At 45.7% G+C, this 19,210-nt stretch carries 20 protein-coding genes; 15 read left to right on the top strand and 5 right to left on the bottom strand.

What is annotated here, in order from left to right:
* Positions 1–33: 33 nt before the first annotated feature.
* The 4 genes from IPG31_02405 (at position 34) to IPG31_02390 (ending at position 3,806) form a co-directional block, all read left to right on the top strand.
* On the top strand, positions 34–1,161 hold the full coding sequence (locus IPG31_02405) for a deoxyguanosinetriphosphate triphosphohydrolase (protein ID MBK6617245.1): 1,128 nt from the start codon (positions 34–36) through the stop codon (positions 1,159–1,161).
* Between the two features lie 19 nt (positions 1,162–1,180).
* Complete coding sequence (locus IPG31_02400; GenBank protein MBK6617244.1) at positions 1,181–1,957, top strand: ankyrin repeat domain-containing protein; 777 nt, start codon at positions 1,181–1,183, stop codon at positions 1,955–1,957.
* A 77-nt stretch (positions 1,958–2,034) separates the two neighbouring features.
* A complete protein-coding gene (locus tag IPG31_02395; GenBank protein MBK6617243.1) occupies positions 2,035–2,709 on the top strand; it encodes a sel1 repeat family protein in 675 nt (224 codons plus the stop codon).
* A gap of 56 nt (positions 2,710–2,765) precedes the next feature.
* Positions 2,766–3,806: a folate-binding protein YgfZ gene (locus IPG31_02390; protein MBK6617242.1), complete on the top strand. Its 1,041-nt coding sequence runs from the start codon at positions 2,766–2,768 to the stop codon at positions 3,804–3,806.
* Positions 3,807–3,868: 62 nt separating this feature from the next.
* Here the strand turns inward: IPG31_02390 and IPG31_02385 are convergent, their stop codons facing one another.
* On the bottom strand, positions 3,869–4,036 hold the full coding sequence (locus IPG31_02385; GenBank protein ID MBK6617241.1) for an IS3 family transposase: 168 nt from the start codon (positions 4,034–4,036) through the stop codon (positions 3,869–3,871).
* Between the two features lie 248 nt (positions 4,037–4,284).
* Here IPG31_02385 and IPG31_02380 point away from each other — a divergent pair, with 248 nt between their 5' ends.
* The 10 genes from IPG31_02380 (at position 4,285) to IPG31_02335 (ending at position 13,611) form a co-directional block, all read left to right on the top strand.
* On the top strand, positions 4,285–5,394 hold the full coding sequence (locus tag IPG31_02380; protein ID MBK6617240.1) for a hypothetical protein: 1,110 nt from the start codon (positions 4,285–4,287) through the stop codon (positions 5,392–5,394).
* Between the two features lie 320 nt (positions 5,395–5,714).
* The gene (locus IPG31_02375) at positions 5,715–7,091 is read left to right on the top strand and encodes a DEAD/DEAH box helicase (GenBank protein MBK6617239.1); all 1,377 of its coding nucleotides are present in this window, start codon (positions 5,715–5,717) and stop codon (positions 7,089–7,091) included.
* 403 nt (positions 7,092–7,494) lie between these two features.
* Positions 7,495–8,067, top strand: a complete 573-nt coding sequence (lptC, locus tag IPG31_02370; protein ID MBK6617238.1) for an LPS export ABC transporter periplasmic protein LptC — start codon at positions 7,495–7,497, stop codon at positions 8,065–8,067.
* A gap of 81 nt (positions 8,068–8,148) precedes the next feature.
* Complete coding sequence (lptA, locus tag IPG31_02365) at positions 8,149–8,712, top strand: lipopolysaccharide transport periplasmic protein LptA (GenBank protein MBK6617237.1); 564 nt, start codon at positions 8,149–8,151, stop codon at positions 8,710–8,712.
* Between the two features lie 40 nt (positions 8,713–8,752).
* On the top strand, positions 8,753–9,475 hold the full coding sequence (gene lptB / locus IPG31_02360) for an LPS export ABC transporter ATP-binding protein (GenBank protein ID MBK6617236.1): 723 nt from the start codon (positions 8,753–8,755) through the stop codon (positions 9,473–9,475).
* 42 nt (positions 9,476–9,517) lie between these two features.
* Entirely contained in the window at positions 9,518–10,987 is a 1,470-nt protein-coding gene (locus tag IPG31_02355) for an RNA polymerase factor sigma-54 (protein ID MBK6617235.1), read from the top strand.
* A gap of 48 nt (positions 10,988–11,035) precedes the next feature.
* Positions 11,036–11,368, top strand: coding sequence for a ribosome-associated translation inhibitor RaiA (gene raiA / locus IPG31_02350; GenBank protein MBK6617234.1), 333 nt, complete (start codon positions 11,036–11,038; stop codon positions 11,366–11,368).
* 124 nt (positions 11,369–11,492) lie between these two features.
* A complete protein-coding gene (locus IPG31_02345; GenBank protein MBK6617233.1) occupies positions 11,493–11,969 on the top strand; it encodes a PTS sugar transporter subunit IIA in 477 nt (158 codons plus the stop codon).
* Positions 11,956–12,915 (top strand): HPr kinase/phosphorylase, encoded by a 960-nt coding sequence (locus tag IPG31_02340; protein ID MBK6617232.1) that lies wholly within the window; start codon positions 11,956–11,958, stop codon positions 12,913–12,915. The genes IPG31_02345 and IPG31_02340 overlap by 14 nt, the downstream gene beginning before the upstream one ends.
* Positions 12,916–12,990: 75 nt before the next feature.
* Positions 12,991–13,611: a UbiX family flavin prenyltransferase gene (locus IPG31_02335; GenBank protein ID MBK6617231.1), complete on the top strand. Its 621-nt coding sequence runs from the start codon at positions 12,991–12,993 to the stop codon at positions 13,609–13,611.
* 33 nt (positions 13,612–13,644) lie between these two features.
* Here the strand turns inward: IPG31_02335 and mutY are convergent, their stop codons facing one another.
* The 4 genes from mutY to pstC all read right to left on the bottom strand — a co-directional run bounded on the left by mutY (position 13,645) and on the right by pstC (position 18,169).
* Complete coding sequence (gene mutY / locus IPG31_02330) at positions 13,645–15,348, bottom strand: A/G-specific adenine glycosylase (GenBank protein MBK6617230.1); 1,704 nt, start codon at positions 15,346–15,348, stop codon at positions 13,645–13,647.
* Between the two features lie 64 nt (positions 15,349–15,412).
* Positions 15,413–16,234, bottom strand: coding sequence for a phosphate ABC transporter ATP-binding protein (gene pstB, locus IPG31_02325; protein ID MBK6617229.1), 822 nt, complete (start codon positions 16,232–16,234; stop codon positions 15,413–15,415).
* On the bottom strand, positions 16,228–17,154 hold the full coding sequence (pstA, locus tag IPG31_02320) for a phosphate ABC transporter permease PstA (protein ID MBK6617228.1): 927 nt from the start codon (positions 17,152–17,154) through the stop codon (positions 16,228–16,230). The genes pstB and pstA overlap by 7 nt, the downstream gene beginning before the upstream one ends.
* Before the next feature lie 64 nt (positions 17,155–17,218).
* Entirely contained in the window at positions 17,219–18,169 is a 951-nt protein-coding gene (pstC, locus tag IPG31_02315; GenBank protein MBK6617227.1) for a phosphate ABC transporter permease subunit PstC, read from the bottom strand.
* A 348-nt stretch (positions 18,170–18,517) separates the two neighbouring features.
* On the opposite strand from pstC, the gene IPG31_02310 reads away from it, so the two are divergent.
* Positions 18,518–19,204: a DUF2064 domain-containing protein gene (locus tag IPG31_02310; GenBank protein ID MBK6617226.1), complete on the top strand. Its 687-nt coding sequence runs from the start codon at positions 18,518–18,520 to the stop codon at positions 19,202–19,204.
* The last annotated feature ends 6 nt before the right edge of the window (positions 19,205–19,210 follow it).

Here is a 19,210-nt window from a genome sequence, read left to right as displayed (position 1 = left end):
GCTCAATATTGCTTCATCCGTTCCAGGTTGCTCATGACTTCAGCTGAGCTCGCTTGCTATGCCGTATCCGATCGCAATTCGCGCGGGCGGCAGATTTTGGAATCTCCTCCTCTCGGACGCAGCGAATTTCAGCGCGACCGGGACAGAATCATTCACTCCAAAGCATTCAGACGACTCGAGTATAAAACCCAGGTTTTTGTCAATCATGAAGGAGACCTGTTTCGCACACGACTTACTCATAGCCTGGAAGTTGCTCAGATCGGCCGATCAATTGCACGCAATTTATCGCTCAATGAAGATCTGATAGAAGCGATTTCGCTTGCACATGATCTGGGGCATACACCTTTTGGCCATGCAGGTCAGGACGCGCTAAATGAATGCATGCTTGATCATGGTGGGTTTGAGCATAATCTGCAGTCATTACGAATAGTTGACGTACTTGAAGAGCGTTACGCTCAATTCGATGGACTGAATCTCTGTTATGAAACCCGTGAGGGAATATTGAAGAAAGTACCCCAATCCAAAGTACTGGCATTGGGTGAACTGGGTGATCGTTTTGTAAATAGCTGCAGCCCCTCTCTGGAAGCGCAGCTGGCGAATCTGACCGATGAAATTGCTTATAATAACCACGATATTGATGATGGCCTGCGGTCAGGACTCATCAGTTTGAAACAGCTTGCAGAAGTAGATATTTTTGCCGAGCATTTACGTACCGTGCAAAAACGATACCCCAATCTCAATGAACGGCGTCTGATCCATGAGACAATTCGCGGCATGATTAACACACTGGCTTCCGATCTGACTGCGCAAAGCAAAACCAATATTGAACTTGCAAAACCAGAGAATCCTGATCAGGTTCGCAGGTTACCCACCCTGATTGGCCACAGCGACAACATCAGGCGTCAGCAACGTGACTTGAAACGTTTTTTACACAAAAATCTTTATAAACATTATCAAGTGATGCGCATGAGTAATAAAGCACGGCATACCATTAAAAAACTATTTTCGGCTTTTTCCGCAGAACCTGCTCTCATGCCAGAAAAATATCAACAGAAATTCGAGCAACATGGCCACCAGGTAATTGCTGATTATATTGCAGGCATGACAGATCGCTACGCAATCAAGGAATATCAACGCCTGTTTTCTATTATTGAACATTAACCAGCCATTCAATCTGACCATGCCTATAAAGTTAACCACCAGACAACGGCTTCGGGTTTATTTTCTTGGTTTCATCCTATTATTGCTGCCAGTCACTACCTTGGCCGATCAAGTAACTAACTCTGCCGAAAATGAACTGATCGATGCGGCAAGCCGCGGACAACTATCCCGCATGCGATCTTTGTTAACAGAATCACACTCCTTTCTTCAGCCCACTCTAAACCAGGCACTCATCCAGGCCACTCTGCATGGACAAGATAAAGTCGTTGAATTCCTGTTAAATAATAATGCCAATATCAATGCTCAGGATGAGGAGAACCGCCCTCTTTTACATCTGGCAGCGCGTGATGACAGGATTGCTGCGCTACGTGTACTGTTAGCGAAAGGAGCAAACAAAGATGCGGTCACTGTCGATGGAACAACCGCCCTGATGATCGCTGCACAGTATCATCGGATAGAAATTCTACGTCTGCTGATTCAGGCTGGCGCCGACATCAACGTCGGAACCCAGGAGGGAATCACCGCACTCATGTACGCAGCACAATTAAATTTTCAGAATGGGGTGCAGGATTTGCTCCGGGCTGGTGCCAACGTCAACCAATCAGCCGGTAATGGGGCAACTGCCTTGATGCTGGCGGCGCAGAACGGATACCAGAACGTTACCCGAACCCTGCTTGCTGCGGGAGCCGATCCTAATGTTAAAGCCAGTAATGATGCAACCGCGCTATTTCTGGCCCAGAGGTACAATCATCGCGATGTCATTAAAATTCTGCACGATGCTGGCGCCAGGCAATAATCTATCTTTTACCGCAACTGACTGGTTAATATTTCAATAAACTGAACCCTTCTCTCACCCCGAAAGGAGCCAACAACATGCAATACCTCATACCATCCCTATCCATCATCATCGTACTAATACTGACTGCTTGTGAAAATTCGGAGAATGCGAGTACTCCTGATGCATCAAAGAAGGTACCGCAGTCGATGCTCAATGAAGTCACTCCACTTGGTGAACTACCTTCCTTTTTAAAACAGGGATTGTCTGTCGAAGAGCAGGAAACGTTGAAGAAACAAATCATGCCAACGCTGGATGATGGCATGACACCAGAAGAACGCTTCAAAAAATTGCGCATGGATGCAGAAGCGGGCGACCCAGATGCCCAGAATGGGCTGGGTACAATGTTCTATCTGGGTGAAGCGGTCTCGCGTGACGCTACGGGGAAAATTATGGAGTCTGACCCTGTAGCGGCTGCAGGATGGTTTCTCCGTGCGGCCGAGCAAGGGCATGCCGATGCACAATTTAACCTTGGTCTACTCCTGCTTAATGGCGAAGGCGTCACTCAGAGTACGGCAACGGCAGTAGAATGGTTCATCCGTTCTGCCGAACAAGGAAATGTCGATGCCCAGAATAATCTGGGGGTCATTTATCTCACTGGCGAAGGCGGGCTACCCCAAGATAAAGATCTGGCCATAGAGTGGTTCAAAAAAGCGGCAAAGCAAGGCAATGAAGAAGCCAAACAAAATCTTGAAGCAATCCGGGCACAATAACAAGTGCAACCCCTGGTTATCCGTGCAACTATCAAATCAATCCTGGTTAATTGCGCATGAATACTGATTGGCTTGATTTCCTGACGAAAGACAACGCCCAGATCGATTCAAATCAGGTCAGCCATTTTGGCGACCCCACTGCAGAATTGCAGCAAGCGCAGATTTCATCTGTGCTGATTGATCTCTCTCATCTTGGGCTGATTCGTATTTCAGGAGAGGATGCTCAAAGCTTTTTGCAGGGACAGTTAAGTTGCGACATCAGTATGCTGAATTCGCATACTGCTACTTATGGAGGTTATTGCACCCCAAAAGGACGATTATTAAGTAATTTTCTGATTTGGAGAAAGGAGGAAAGCGCTGATTACTGGCTGCAACTGCCAGCCGGCCTGGTGCAATCCATGATTAAACGCCTTGGCATGTTTATATTGCGCGCAAAGGTAACTTTGCATGACGAAACCGATAATCAGATACGCATCGGCATCATGGGCAAAAACACCTCAACATCGCTTGATCATTGTTTGACAACGGCTCCACCCAGATTGGAACCGTTATCCGTCTTTCATACAAAGGAAGGACAGATAATCTGCCATAGTAAACACCGTATTGAAATCATCACCACGCCGACACAAGCCAACAAAACCTGGGGGAAGTTAAGGCACAAAATAAAACCTGCTGGAATGCACTGTTGGCAGTGGCAAGAGATCTGCGAAGGTATTCCCACCATTCAGGCAGAAACACAAGAAGAGTTTATTCCCCAGATGATCAATCTTGACAAGATTGGTGGTGTCAGTTTCAAGAAAGGTTGTTATCCCGGGCAGGAAATTGTTGCGCGAACTCAATATCTGGGCAAACTTAAACGACGTATGTATCGAGCGCATATAGCCTGTTCTGATATTGCCAAAGCAGGTGATCCGTTATTTATTCAGGGTACGGAAGAACAGGCAAGCGGTATGATCATCAACACCGCCCCTTCACCCACAGGCGGCTGCGATGTATTGGCCGTGGTTCAGATCAGCAGTGTAGAAAATAACGAAATTCACTGGAAATCACCAACAGGACCACTTCTGAAGTTCATATCCCTTCCCTACGTGGTTTAACAAACCAAATTGCCCGGAAAACTATTTGCCTTGAATCAAACCGTATTGGCTGGCTCTCTTGGTTAACGGTAATATGCCATTTCAAACTTTGTCGACGAAATATTTCCAATCGGCTCCGACAACCGGTGATTATTGAACCAATTTATCCATTCCAAAGTTGCAAACTCAGCATCGTCGATATGCCAGAGGCCGCAATATCGAATAACCTCAGTCTTGTATAACCCGTTAATTGTTTAAACCAGGGTATTACCATAAGAATCTCCAACACCCCCACGGCTACAATAATCTCAGGGAAGGAATAAATTCATCGTGAGATACACTCGTTAAGCATCCATTCAGGATTCATTCCATAAAATGCTTGCATGTGAAAATTATTGATAATTTTTCATTGATTATCGCCATGCTGGATGATTAATACTAATATCAATACAAATCAATAATATATAAGAAATCACGCTCGATATTAATAGAGGATTTTATGAAAAATCTCAAATTTGCTTGTGTGGCTATCGCCCTGTGTGGGTTGTTTTCTATAAATTCAGTTGCAGCTGAAAGAAATGAGGATGGACCCGATATAGGTGAATTTGACGAGGGCGGGTTGGAGGAAGGTGGATTTGAGGAAAGCGAATTCGATGGAAGCAATGGCTTAGAAAATGATTATGCCCCAGATAATTCTTATGACCAAGGCAGCAATGATGAGAATGATTTTGATCAGGATGAGCTCAATCAAAGTGATGACTTTAGTCAACAAGAAAACTTCGAATCGTTTGACCAGCTAGATCAGGCAGAAGAGTTTAATCAAACTAATGAGTTTGATCAGCAAAGCGATTTCACTACAGATCATGATTTTGATCAAATACCCGAAACAGCACAAGAAGAAGAGTTTGAGTCAGATGAAGAAATTTCTGCTCTACATACCAGCACTCAGAACGACATCGATTCCAGCCCCAACGCCGAAGAAAATAAAAACTCTGAATCTGGACTGGAAGCGCAGGATAATTTGGCAAATGCGGAAAATGAATCTGGCGAAACATCACCCTTTAACCAAGAAAATACTAAAATTCAAAATGATCCTGCCGTTCAGAATATCCACATCCAAAATGATATTCATACAGATCGAAATGTTATAAATCACCATAATTCCAATCATGGTCACCATAACTGGGATCACCGTCATCACGGACATCATCACAATCAACTTGGCTTAGGGTTGGGCCTGGGGTTAGGATTTGCCTCTATCGGAGGTTTCGGCAATTACGGCTTTAGTTTTCCATTAACAAATACCGGAATTGGCTTCTATAACAGCTACACAACCTTTGGTCCCTATCGTCATTTTGGTGGCCACTACTCCCCAGGTAATTTTTCAACAGCAACAGTGATTACTACCCCAGCATTAGTATCACCATTAGTGGTTACTCCGGTTAGTAGACCAGTTTACGTGCAACAAAGACAAAGCAATTCTTCACGACCAGCGGCGCCGATACAAAAGAATAATTACTGGCACTATTGTCGAAATCCAGAAGGTTATTTCCCCTACGTTAAAGAATGCCGAGAAAAATGGATTAAAGTTCCACCGCAACCGTCTTAATAGGTTGCCAACTCAATATTCGCTCAATGATTATGCATTTCCCTGAGCCAGACGAATATAGAAAAGCAGAGAGACTACCCTACTAATCGCTCGACAACGTACTCGATTTCTGTATAATCCACCTGTTGTTGCACTGTGTAACAATGTTTTTTAGCTTCATCGTTCCTGACCTTCCCTGGATTTCTTCTTTCTTCTGGAAATTTCGCAGTACCCCGGTTAGCAGCGATGTTTATTGACCTGCGCCAGCGGTACTTGCCGGATGCCTTATTTAAGGCGTTTTTTCATTTCTGCTCGCGCGTTTCTTAATTAGGACAAGTAACGTGTCTTTTGAAAATTTAAATCTACACCCTGATATACTCAAAGCAATTCTGGAAGCTGGTTACACCACACCAACCCCTATCCAGCAACAAGCCATTCCGGAATTGATTGCAGGCCATGATGTGATGGCCAGCGCACAGACAGGAACGGGCAAAACTGCCGCATTCATGTTGCCAGCATTACATCGTTTAGCCTCCCCCGCAACGGTACGTAGCCGTGGTCCGCGTGTGCTGGTTTTGACACCAACGCGTGAACTGGCTTTGCAAATTTCGGAGGCTGCCAGCAAATATGGCAAGTTCCTACCACGCGTCAAGGTAGTCAGTATTCTTGGTGGTATGCCATACCCGCTGCAAAACAAGCTACTTTCGCAGCCCGTCGATATTCTGGTTGCAACGCCAGGTCGTCTTATCGATCATATCCAGCGCGGTCGAATTGATTTCTCGCGCATGGAAATGCTCGTACTGGACGAAGCAGACCGTATGCTGGATATGGGTTTTATTCAAGATGTCGAGTTAATTGCTTCGGCCACACCGGCTGAACGTCAAACCATGCTTTTCTCGGCAACACTGGACAGCGCCATCGATAAGATTGCCGCACGTTTGTTAAAAACACCCAAACGCATTCAAATTGCCTCACAACGCGCCAAGCTCGATAATATCGAGCAGCGACTCCATTATGTAGATAACCTCTCGCATAAAAATAAATTGCTGGATCATCTGTTGCGGGATATTTCAATCAAGCAAGCAATTATTTTTACCGCGACCAAAAGAGATGCAGATTCCCTTGCAGATAATCTGGCTGCACAGGGTCACAAAGCGGCCGCGATGCATGGCGACATGACCCAGCGTGAACGTACTCGCACCCTGACTGGCTTGCGCCAGGGGCATCTTAAAATTCTGGTTGCCACTGATGTCGCCGCACGCGGTATCAATGTGACCGATATCACACATGTAATCAACTTCGACTTACCCAAATTTGCTGAAGATTATGTGCACCGTATCGGACGCACGGGTCGCGCGGGCGCATCAGGAATCGCAGTTTCTTTTGCTTCTGACAAAGATACCGTCAATCTGAAGAAAATTGAGCGATTTACTGGAAATGTCATCGCTTCGCATGTCATCCCCGGTATGGAGCCGCGCTTCAAGCCAAGAACCGCTCGCACTGACGGAAACTCCAGAAAGATTCCTTCTAATGGCGATCATAAAGGCAGAAGAGTTTGGTCAAACAGTAGCGATACTCGTAACGGTAACGCTACCAGTTACGACAGAAACAAACCAACTGGATATAGCAGCGGTCAGCCGTCGACGCGCGACAGCCAGAGACGCACTTTCAGAAGTGACAGCTTAGTTAGTGCAAGCCATCAATCGCGCACAAAATAAAGCGACTCAACCCTGTACTTCATAACTGAGAAGCAAAGAGACCACTAACGAATCATTTCGATCAGAGAAAATACAATGAGTCTTATTTTTCTGGTCGAAATGATCCGGTTTGTTGCTTGATCAATTACATATTGGCTTATTCTCTGGCTAATTGTAAAACCTGGCGAAGAACATACATTTTTTTAAAATTTGTCATGCTCGCCCACTGCCCCCCCCCAATTTCCCGATTATGCTCAACTGCTCAACATGAGAATTACTGAAAAATCGCACAATCGAGTAAAATAACAAACGGTGTGAGCGACAAGTTGCCGGAATCATGCTGACAAGATTTCATGATAGCCCACCATCACCAAAATTAAACCCCGGGATTATTAGATATTTCATTTCGCCATCATTACTAAGCATGCGCTACACCTATATTTTGCGGCCAATAATATGGCTAGCCGTTTTAGTGCTGCTAACGATGTTACTGGAAGGTTTTTTTCAGAAACAGGGGCAACGAGATGCCTCTACTACGCGAAGTAGCATAGATTATGTCATTGAACATCTTGAGGGCACTCAGACCAATCACCATGCCATCGCACTCCGTCGCTTTATGGCGACCCGAATGACACATTACCCGCAGGAAGATAGCGCGTTGCTGGAGCAGATACAATTTTCCAGTACTGAACCCGACAAACCGTTACTAAGAGTCGCTGCAGATCAAGCAAAGCTACTTATGGGTGGTGACGATATTTTTCTTAGCGGAAATGTTCTTATTCTCAGGGGAGAAGATACCGATAAAGATAAAATCCGTATGGAAACCGACTTTTTACATATTATCCCCGATGAAGATATAGCAAAAACTGATCATGCCGTTACTGTTTCTCGAATGAACAGTCTGGTGAATTCAGTAGGAATGACACTTAACAATCAAACTGGCGAAATTCAATTGCAAGCTCGAGTCGTTGCTAACGATCAACAGGATGAACACTAATTATCATTGTCAGTCACTGCGGTTAATATGCTACTCCGCCAGATTTAACAAGATACACCTCATGCCAGAAAGTTGATAATAATGAAACGACTTTTTACTTTATTACTCTGTTTATACTATTTTTTTCCGGCCTCATCCCTCGCGGAGCGCGCTGATCGAGATAAACCTATCCATCTGGAGGCCGATCGTGCCACCGTAGAAGATTACAAACGCAAAGGTGAGTTTCGCACCAGTACGTTTAGCGGCAATGTACTGCTGACTCAGGGTACGCTCAGAATACAAGCAGATAAAATTATTATGAAAGAGAATAGCACAGGCTACCGTTATGCAACTGCTTATGGCAATTTGGCAAGTTTTAGAGAAAAGCGCGATGGCGTTGATGAATATGTCGAAGCATGGGGTAAGCGAGTCGAATACGACGACAGGACCGACAAGATAGAGCTCTTTGGTAATGCCAGACTGAAGCGTGGCGGGGATGAAGTAGCGGGAGACTATATTGCGTATGATATCAAACGTGATTTTTTTCAGGTAAATAGCTTGGTGGAACAAAAAAATGACAAGCAGCCGGATAGTCGTGTACGCGCCATTATTCAGCCAAAAACCAAACAGCCTGCTACGAATCCAGTCGAGGAAACGGATAAGTAACCCGAATTAACCATTATAAATACCCAGAACAGATTGACACATGAGCGAACTACGGGCACAACATCTCCAGAAGCATTACAAATCACGTAAAGTCGTGCTGGATGTGTCGTTTTCTGTTGATAGCGGTGAAGTTGTTGGCTTACTAGGGCCAAATGGTGCTGGGAAGACCACCTGTTTTTATATGGTCGTGGGCTTAGTTCCATTAAATGGAGGGGAAATTTTTCTGGATGGACACAATCTTGGTCAGCTGCCAATTCACAAGCGTGCGCGCCTGGGTTTAAGCTATTTACCGCAAGATGCCTCCATTTTTCGACGCCTAACCGTCGAGGAAAATATCCTTGCAGTACTCGAGCTGCAAGAACTGTCTGAAGATGAAATCATGCAACAACTGGATTCGCTGCTACATGATTTTCATATTGGGCATTTACGTGAAAGTCCGGCTATTAGTCTTTCGGGCGGAGAACGGCGGCGAGTTGAAATTGCGCGAGCACTGGCATCTCGCCCACGCTTTATTCTGCTGGATGAGCCATTTGCCGGTGTAGACCCTATCTCGGTTCTGGATATCCAGAAAGTTATCGGTTTTTTGAAAATGCGTGGGATTGGTGTGCTGATTACAGATCATAATGTGCGAGAAACACTGGGGATATGCGATCGTGCCTATATTATCAGTGAAGGCGCTGTACTCGCGAGTGGCAAATCCGAAGATATTGTCAGCGATAGTCGCGTCAGGGAAGTTTATTTAGGCGAAAATTTCCGGCTTTGATATGCTGATATTCAAGTGTTCAGCCTGATTTTAATTGGAAACATGAAACCAACGCTTACACTCAAGCAGACGACCAGTCTGACACTGACGCCACAGCTGCAACATGCCCTTAAACTGTTAACCTTGTCAACACTTGAGCTGAACAGGGAAATCGAGCGGATGATTCAGGAAAATCCGATGTTGGAGCTGGACGATCATTCTGATAATGCCCAGTCTGACTTTCAGCAAACGATTGATTCAAGCATGCCCGATGTGGCTGACGAACCTGCAAATATTAATTCGCCTGATTCAATAGAAATGACGGAGAACGATCAGTCATTGGATTCATTTACTGATTTCCACGAGGACGACAATAACATCTACCAGCAGCAATCGAATTCGCATGAGACCGACAGCAGTGATCTGGAATTTTCTCGTTTTGCGATTCAGCCCATCAGTTTGTGTGAGCATTTACTGACGCAACTTAGCATGAGCCAGCTATCCGAGCGACAACGGCAAATCGTCAGCCTGCTGATTCACAGTTTGGATGAGGATGGTTACCTTACCCAGGATATTGATGAGCTATTGCAGCAATTGTCATCCGAGCTCGTTGCAGACCGTACCGAATTACAGGCAGCGCTTGAATACCTTCAGCAGCTGGATCCACCCGGCGTGGGCGCAAGTACCCTGCGGGAATGTCTATCACTGCAGATCAGGGCACTGCCCGCAGACACCCCCTGCCAACAGCAAGCACTGGAATTAGTAGAAAATCACCTGGAAATTTTTGCAGCCAAAAACTTCCGACTGCTACAGAGGATACTGGGGTGCAACGAGGCCTGTCTGCAGGGCATCCAGCAGCTGATTACTCAGCTGAACCCCAAACCCGGTGGCAACTTTAATTCAACGCTTGCACGTTACGTTGTGCCCGACATTATAGTGGTCAGATCTGGCAAAAGCTGGCTGGTTCAGCTTAACCAGGAAGCGACTCTATCTATTCATATCAACCAGCTCTATGCAGACATTTTAAAAAATAATCGTAACGAAGCGGCTCGTCCACTCAGAGGACAGCTACAGGAAGCGCGTTGGTTGATTCGCAACATTCGTCAGCGTGTCCAAACCATTTTACGTGTAGGCCAGGCGATTGTTGATCGCCAGCAGGCATTTCTGGAACAGGGGGAAACTGCTGTGCGTCCGCTGGCGATGCGTGAAATTGCCGAGACTTTAGAATTGCATGAGTCCACCATTTCACGCGTAACCTCTCATAAGTACATGAGAACGCCACATGGTATCTTTGAGTTCAAATATTTCTTTGGCAGCCATGTTTCGACAGCGCAAGGTGATGCTTGCTCATCCATTGCTATTCGCGGAATTCTCAAGCAACTGATTCAAAATGAAAATCCAAAAAAACCACTCAGTGACAACTGCCTATCACAGTTGATGGAACAGCAGGGCGTCATTGTCGCACGACGAACAATTGCAAAATATCGGGAGTTAATGCATATTCCTCCGACAAATTTACGTAAAATGCTCTAAGTTTTTTTTATCGCTTTATTGTTACAACTGCTCAAACAAGGAGAAATAATGAATTTGAATCTCACTGGTAGTCATGTGGAAATAACCCCTGCACTGCGTGAATATGTTCTATCAAAATTTGAAAAAATTACACGCCATTTTGACCATGTGATCGATATCAGGGTGATACTGTCGGTGGACAAACTCAAACAAAAGGCCGAAGCAACAATCCATATACGGGGGAAGGATATCTTTGTTGAAACAGACAGTCCTGATATGTATGCTTCCATTGATGCTTTGGTAGACAAACTGGATCGCCAGATTCTGAAACACAAGGAAAAAGGGTTAGATCAGCGAAATCATGGCGGACTGAAAGATCAGCCACTTGAGCAACCCGAGTAAATAGTCTTTACCCTGGAGGCCAACAGTCACAGAATGGATTGTCACTGCTATCCGAACAGGGTAATCGCTCGCTTAAATTTCCCGGCTTTTATTGTTTCGTGTTTCTGAAGCCAACTAAATCTTTATGAATCTTATATCTGAATTATTGCCGGAATCAAACGTGATGGTCGATCTGGAAGCCACCAGCAAAAAACGTATCTTTGAACAGGCAGGTCTGCTGTTTGAGAATACACTCCAGGTAGCTCGCAGCCAGGTTTTTGACAGCTTATTTACACGCGAAAAATTAGGATCAACCGGTCTTGGACAAGGCGTCGCCATCCCCCATGGCCGAATCAAAGGTCTTCGTGAAGCCGCTTTAATGTTGGTCAGACTAAAGGAAGCAATTCCATTCGATGCACCAGATGGACAGCCGGTGAATATCGCATGTATTTTACTCGTTCCCGAAAAGGCAACTGATCGACACTTATTGATTTTGAGCGAGCTTGCGCAAATGTTCAGCAACAGAATCTTCCGTGAAAAATTGCTATATAGTAAGGATGCCAAGGAAATTCACCAGCTGATATCGGACTGGACGCCTGAGCCAGAGTATGTCACAAATTGACATTGCTCAATTATTCAGGGATAACGAAGAAAAACTGACCCTGCAGTGGAATACCCCATCGAGTGCAATAAAGAAGCAACTTGAGAATACTCAAGTTTTAGACCGCGCACAAAATCTTGTTGGTTATCTTAACTTTGTCAATCCCAACTGGATTCAAGTACTGAATCAGTCGTCGATTACCTTCCTGCTGGAAATGGATACGCCGTCTCTACAAAGAAAACTGTCTATACTGGAAGCGAGCGACCCTTTCTGTCTGATCGTTGCTGAGGGTCTGGCGGTACCCGCAAGCATAGAAAAATTCTCCCACCGAACGCACACACCGTTATTACGTTCCAGTAGCACGGGTTCACAAGTTATCTGGATGCTGCACTCCTATCTGGTCAGAAATCTGGCACCTACCATTTCCCGCCATGGCGTCTTGCTGGACGTACTTGGTATGGGCGTCATGATCACGGGTGATAGCGGTGTCGGCAAGAGCGAACTCGCGTTGGAACTGATCAGCCGTGGGCACGGCCTGGTTGCGGATGATGTGATCGAATTATCCCGTATTGGCCCGGAAACCCTGGAAGGTTGTTGTCCACCCTTACTGCGCGATTTTATTGAAGTACGCGGATTGGGTATGTTGAATATTCGTACTATTTTTGGTGAAACAGCTGTTCGTCGTCACAAAAACATGAAACTGATTGTCCATCTGGAGAAATCCACCAGTAGTGAAATCGGTGCCTACGAACGCTTGCCACTGAGCAATCTCGATGAAGAAATTCTGAATGTCAGGATACGCAAAGTAACTATTCCTGTTGCTGCTGGACGTAATCTGGCTGTGCTGGTTGAGGCTGCGGTCCGTAACTATATTTTACAATTACGCGGAATTGATAGTACACAAGACTTTGTGCGTCGCCATGAGCTGGAGATGGGTGGCAATACAACAGACCATGATGAAGAATAATTGTAATGACCAAGGCGCGAGGTATCCGGCTATCTGCTGCCAGCAGGGCAATGATGCCAGTTATCTCCATCAACCATGAGTGAAGTCAGCACTTCTCGAAAAACCATTACCATCGCTTTGACAGGCGCCTCGGGCATGCCTTACGGCATCCGTCTGCTCGAAATATTGTTACAGCAGCACTACCGGGTATATCTGCTTTATTCACAAGCCGCACAAATTGTAGCGCAGCAGGAAATGGGGCTGATTTTATCCTCACGTCCCAAAGAAGTCGAAGCGGCTCTTAACGAGTATTTTAAAGTTGCACCAGGACTGCTAAGTGTGTTTGGTCGTGAAGAGTGGTTTGCTCCCGTCGCATCAGGCTCCAATCCTGCTGATGCTATGGTAATTTGCCCGTGCACCATGGGAACACTGTCAGCGGTCGCAGTTGGAATGAGCCAGCGATTAATAGAACGTGCAGCCGATGTCATGCTGAAAGAAAAGCGCACTCTGATTATCGTTCCTCGTGAAATGCCATTTTCAATCATCCACCTGGAGAATATGTTGAAGCTTGCTCAAGCAGGCGCCACCATACTGCCAGCCAATCCCGGCTTTTACCACCAGCCCGAGACTATTCAGGATATTATCGACTTTGTTGTTGCGCGCATACTAGATCATCTGGGTGTAGCACATGAGCTGATGCCCCGCTGGGGCAAGTAAATCGGACACAGCGTTCAATAACAAGATCACTCATCAAGATATGTGTCGCGTCATATTTGTACACTCTTCAGCAGACAGCGTCACCAGCTTGTCCTGCTGACGATAATAAATGGCCTGTTCGGTAACAACATAATCCATGGCAATATCGTGTAGTTGCGGAAAAATGGTTGGTATTCTCAGCACTTCAAAGGCAATACCAATGGTTAGTGGGCGCGGATCCAGGCTGCCCAGTGTTCGGTCAAAATAACCGCTGCCATAACCAAGCCGAAAACCACCTGCATCAAAACCCAACATTGGAATGAGAACCACATCGACTATTACAGCTTGGCTATTGTCCGGGACTGGAATGCCATAAGCATCATTTTTCATCGGCACACCAGGCCACCACGCAACAAACTCAAGTGGCTCGGATGATGCGAGCACTTTAGGTAATGCGAGCGTTGCACCCTGTTTGTTCAGCCATTGCATCAAAGCAAGCGGATCATACTCACCCGCATGTGGCCAATAACTACCAACACAGCTGCTTTGTAACTGAGGAAAACCTTGCTTCAAGTTATCGCTGATCGCATGACTCCAATGTAATCTTTGTGCCGGCATAATTTGACCACGTAACTGACGTAAGTCCTGACGCAGTTGTTTTTTCTTCATTTTTTTGTCTATGTCTACCATATTGACAGGTGATTCCAAAATATCGGATACCATTAATAATACTTTCTTGATTGGTGCCGGGATAGCCAGTTTTATTGCCGATTTAACAGTCACCCAGCACTCATTATCTTTTTCTTCAAACGCACTATCATGTCCGATGTGTATCAGTTGCGGATAAATCTTGAGTTTGAAGTGCGTGAAGGTATGAATTATGCAGGGAAGTTCAAAAGATGGGGCATTGTAATTCAGCAGACTGGCAGAATCACTATAGCTATTGCCGGGTTCAAATGGAATTTCTGGAAAGCACCACAACCCCCCCCATATTCCAGTGGATGGACGCTTTCTCAAAAGAATTTCACCATCTTTAACTAATAGCAAGTGGATGACACTTTTCTTCGGGTGCGTTTTTTGAGGTCTGGATATAGGTAATTGATCAGTTAACCGATGGGCGAAAGCAATGCATTCCGACTGAAGTGGGCAACACTCGCATTTTGGCCGACGACGAGTACAAACCAGCGCACCCAGATCCATGAATGCTTGTGTATAAATTGCCATGGATTTTTTAGAATCATCTATCGGCAGTAATTTTTCTGCCAACTGCCATAGCCTGGCCTCAACTGTTTTGACTGCGGGATGACCACGAATTCCAAAATAACGCACCAGGATACGTTTAACGTTGCCATCCAGAATCGCGCAGCGCTCACCAAAAGCAAACGCAGCAATAGCGGCTGCTGTTGAACGCCCGATACCTGGAAGCTGTTCGATTACAGAAGCACTGGCCGGAAAGACTCCACCATACTTCGATATAAGCAATCGAGCAGCTTGATGAAGGTTACGGCCCCGTGCGTAATAACCAAGACCACTCCACAACGCCAAAACATCATCAGGCGCAGCATGTGCAAGCGTCGCAATATCCGGAAAAGCGCGCATGAATTGCTGATAATAGGGAATGACAGTCACTACTTGAGTCTGCTGCAGCATAATTTCAGCAACCCAGATTGCGTAGGGATCCTGATTACCTTGCCAAGGCAAATGATGGCGACCTGCTGCCAGTTGCCAGCGAATCAACCTGTCTGCAAAAGTCGGCAATATGGACTAAATCTTGGAAGAGAAATATAAAAATGAAAGGTGCTGCGAATTTTTGTTCTGAAATCTAGCCAAACCGACCCGTAATGTAATCCTCAGTCTGTTTATGTTTAGGTTTGATAAAGATAGTATCAGTAACACCAAACTCGATCAGCTCGCCAACGTACATATAGGCGGTAAAATCAGAAACTCTTGCCGCCTGCTGCATGTTATGGGTAACGATCAGAATCGTCACCTTGCTTTTAAGATCAGTAATCAATTCTTCAATACTGGCAGTTGCGGCTGGATCGAGCGCAGAAGTAGGCTCATCGAACAACAGTAACTCCGGATCAGTAGCCAGTGCACGTGCAATACATAGTCGCTGCTGTTGTCCACCGGACAGATTAAAGGCAAGATCATTCAGCCGATCTTTCACTTCCTCCCACAACGCAGCATTGCGCAGCGCGGTCTCGACTCTTTCTTCCAGAATCGCACGGTTACTGACACCACGGATACGAAGACCATAAGCTACATTTTCAAAAATAGATTTTGGAAATGGATTGGGCTTTTGAAAAACCATGCCGATGCGCATTCTGACCTCAATCGGATCTACTGCAGGGGAAAGAATATTTTCGTTGTCCGGATGCAGGATAATTTCTCCATCATAGCGATTGCCGGGATAAAGATCATGCATCCGGTTAAAACACCGCAAAAAGGTAGATTTGCCACAGCCAGATGGGCCAATGAGTGCGGTTACCTGCTTTTCGTAGACTGTCATACTGATCGATTTCAGCGCCTGCAGCTCACCATAAAAAAAATTAAGATTTTTTACGACACACTTGTCAGTAACTGGCTTGTTAGCTGGCGCAATGGAGCTACCCAATCTAGTGGCCTGCGTGAGGTTTACCATTTGATTTTTTTTCGAAGGTTGTAACGTAAATAAATGGCCAGCCCATTCATGGCCAGCGTCATGACGACAAGTACTAAACCAGCTGCAGCCGCATTAAGTTGAAAAGCTTCTTCAGGTCTCGAAACCCAGTTGAACATCTGAATCGGCATAACAGTAAAAGGTGCCATCAACCACTCGAAAGACAGAAAAGGAAATTCGCTCTGTATCGGTGACTCAGGTAAAAAAGCGATGAATGTCAACGCACCAATCGTAATAATAGGAGCGGTTTCTCCGATCGCGCGCGCAAGTCCGATAATAATACCGGTCAATATGCCAGCTGAAGAATAGGGCAATATATGATCAGAGACGGTTTGCCATTTAGTTGCACCCATCGCATAAGCCCCCTCTCGGATAGAAACTGGAATGGACCGGATAGCCTCTCGCGTGGCAACAATTACAACCGGCAGAATCAGCAACGCAAGCGTTAGACCAGCGGCGAGAATACTCTGTCCCAAACCAAGTTGATACACAAACAACCCAAGTGCAAGCAAACCGTAAATGATCGATGGCACACCTGCGAGGTTGGTGACGTTGATCTCAATAATTTCGGTCAGTAAATTTTTTGGTGCATATTCTTCAAGATAAACACCAGCCGAAATACCCAGTGGCACAGCAGCAACTGCCGTGACCAGCATGACCAGTGTGGTACCGACCCACGCAGACAAAATACCGGCAGCTTCAGGCCGACGCGATGGAAACGAAGTGAAGAAATCCATTGCTAGACGCGGCGCACCATCGATTACCATGCCAATAATAAGCGCAAGAAAAACCAGCATCGCAATCATTAACGCGACAATACCCGTTATCAGAAATAACCTGTCCCAGCGCCGGTGCCGGGCAATCATTGTCCGGATTTCAGCCAAATTTTTATCGTAATTCATACCAGGGTTAACTTGAAATTTTCATCGTTATTCGGAGAAAACCATTCCTCACGACTCGTATTGATTAATACACTTCCCGATAATATTTACGCAGCAAATGCCCAAGGATATTGAATATCAAGGTTATCAATAACAACGTCAAACCAGCAGCAAAAATGGTTTGATAGCCAATACTACCATGTGGCAAATCACCCAGGCTTACCTGAACAATGTATGTAGTAATGGTGGCAGCAGGTTCCGCAGGATTCCAAGTCAAATTGGGTTGCATCCCCGCCGCTATGGCAACTACCATGGTTTCACCCACCGCACGCGAGATCCCAAGTATGTAAGCCGCAGCAATACCGGATAACGAAGCGGGTACAACAACCTTGATCGCTGTTTGAAATCGTGTTGCTCCGGTAGCATAAGACCCCTCCCGCAAATGCATGGGTACTGAGCGCATAGCATCCTCAGTCATTGAACTTACATACGGAATAATCATGACACCCATCACCAGTCCGGCAGAAAGCAAGCTGAAGCCCGGCAAACCAGGAAAAAAGAACTGCAGCATCGGTGTAACAAACAGTAAGGCGAAATAACCGTAGACAACTGTCGGAATGCCGCCAAGCAACTCAAGAAACGGTTTTGCAATCTCCCGTACAGTAAATGGAGCAAATTCAGAAAGATAAATTGCAATAATGGTACCAAAAGGAAGTGCCACAGCCAAAGCAACAACCGAACTGACGATTGTTCCAGAAACAAGCGGGAGAATACCGTAATGTGCATCATCAAAAAGTGGTGTCCACTGAGTATCCGTCAAGAATTCACGTAGTGAAACGTGTTCGAAGAAAACCATGGATTCGCTGACCAGCATGTACACGATCGCAAATGTAATAAAAACTGAAAACAACGCCGCTAGAAACAAGATGGATTCAATAATCCGTTCCTTAAAATGACGCCTGAAGTTATGCCGCAATCTTCTAGATCCAGGAATAACATTATTCCCGTTACTTATATTCTGTGCAGAAATCTTCATGTTTTCAGATTTTGAACCGCTGCGTCTGGAAAATTTCATTGTAGGTATGGATTATTACAATTTAATGAAATTAAATTGGCTGGCAAACGACTCTCGGCTGCTCTCGCTACCTCGCTTGGCCCTCCCTGCTGAACCTGCGCATTTTAGCATACCGACTTTACCCACAATCTGCTACTACAGCACTCTCATACTAGAAATTCCCTTGTTTATTTTATGCATTCAAATAGTTAGCGCATAATATTTACAGGGTAAGTTACTACTACAGATGAAGCTTAAGTAGCATATACGAAAAATGAGGCTTGAAAATGTGGTTACATATAGATTGACTAAATTACTAAACTCATCCGAATGAAAGCTATATTGGTACTGGTATGCAAGCGCCCACGGCCAGGTGAGGGTAAACAACGATTAGCGGCAAAGCTCGGAATAACAGCAACTTGCCTGGTTGCGCAAGCGTTATTGGACTGCGCTCTGGAAGATGCACTCTCTTGGCGAGGTCCGGTTGTTATCGCCCCAGCCACCAAAAATGATGCAACCTGGGCTGCAGGATTGCTTGCAACAGCCTCACATGTAACCGTCTGCCCACAAACACAAGGCAATCTTGGACAACGATTGAATGTACTGGATGAGACGCTGCGGCAGAGAGGAATGAGTCCATTGATTTTTATCGGAAGTGATGCTCCATTGTTGAGTAGTGCAGATTATGCCGAGTGCCTGGCATCCTTGCTGGATTACCAAACCGCCCTGAAACCAGCTACTGATGGAGGTGTCGTCATGATGGCGAGCCATCTGCCCTGGCCGCCACTCGACAAATTACCCTGGAGTACGGATCAGCTGGGTAAGGCCTTGCTGAATTGCTGCCGCCAGTTTGGACAAACCGTCAGTACGCTGTCAACCGGCATGGATGTCGATCAACCACAAGACATCGCAAGGCTATGCACACAACTAAAAAATGATCCACGACCTGCACGCCAACGACTGCTTGCACTGGTTAGCACGCTGACCACAAATGATGATCCAGGTGTTTGCTATTAGCATCAT

Origin of the sequence: Nitrosomonas sp. (assembly GCA_016703745.1) — a bacterium.
GTDB lineage: Bacteria > Pseudomonadota > Gammaproteobacteria > Burkholderiales > Nitrosomonadaceae > Nitrosomonas.
Note: the sequence above shows the minus strand (reverse complement) of the source record. Positions and strands in the feature narration are given on the sequence as shown.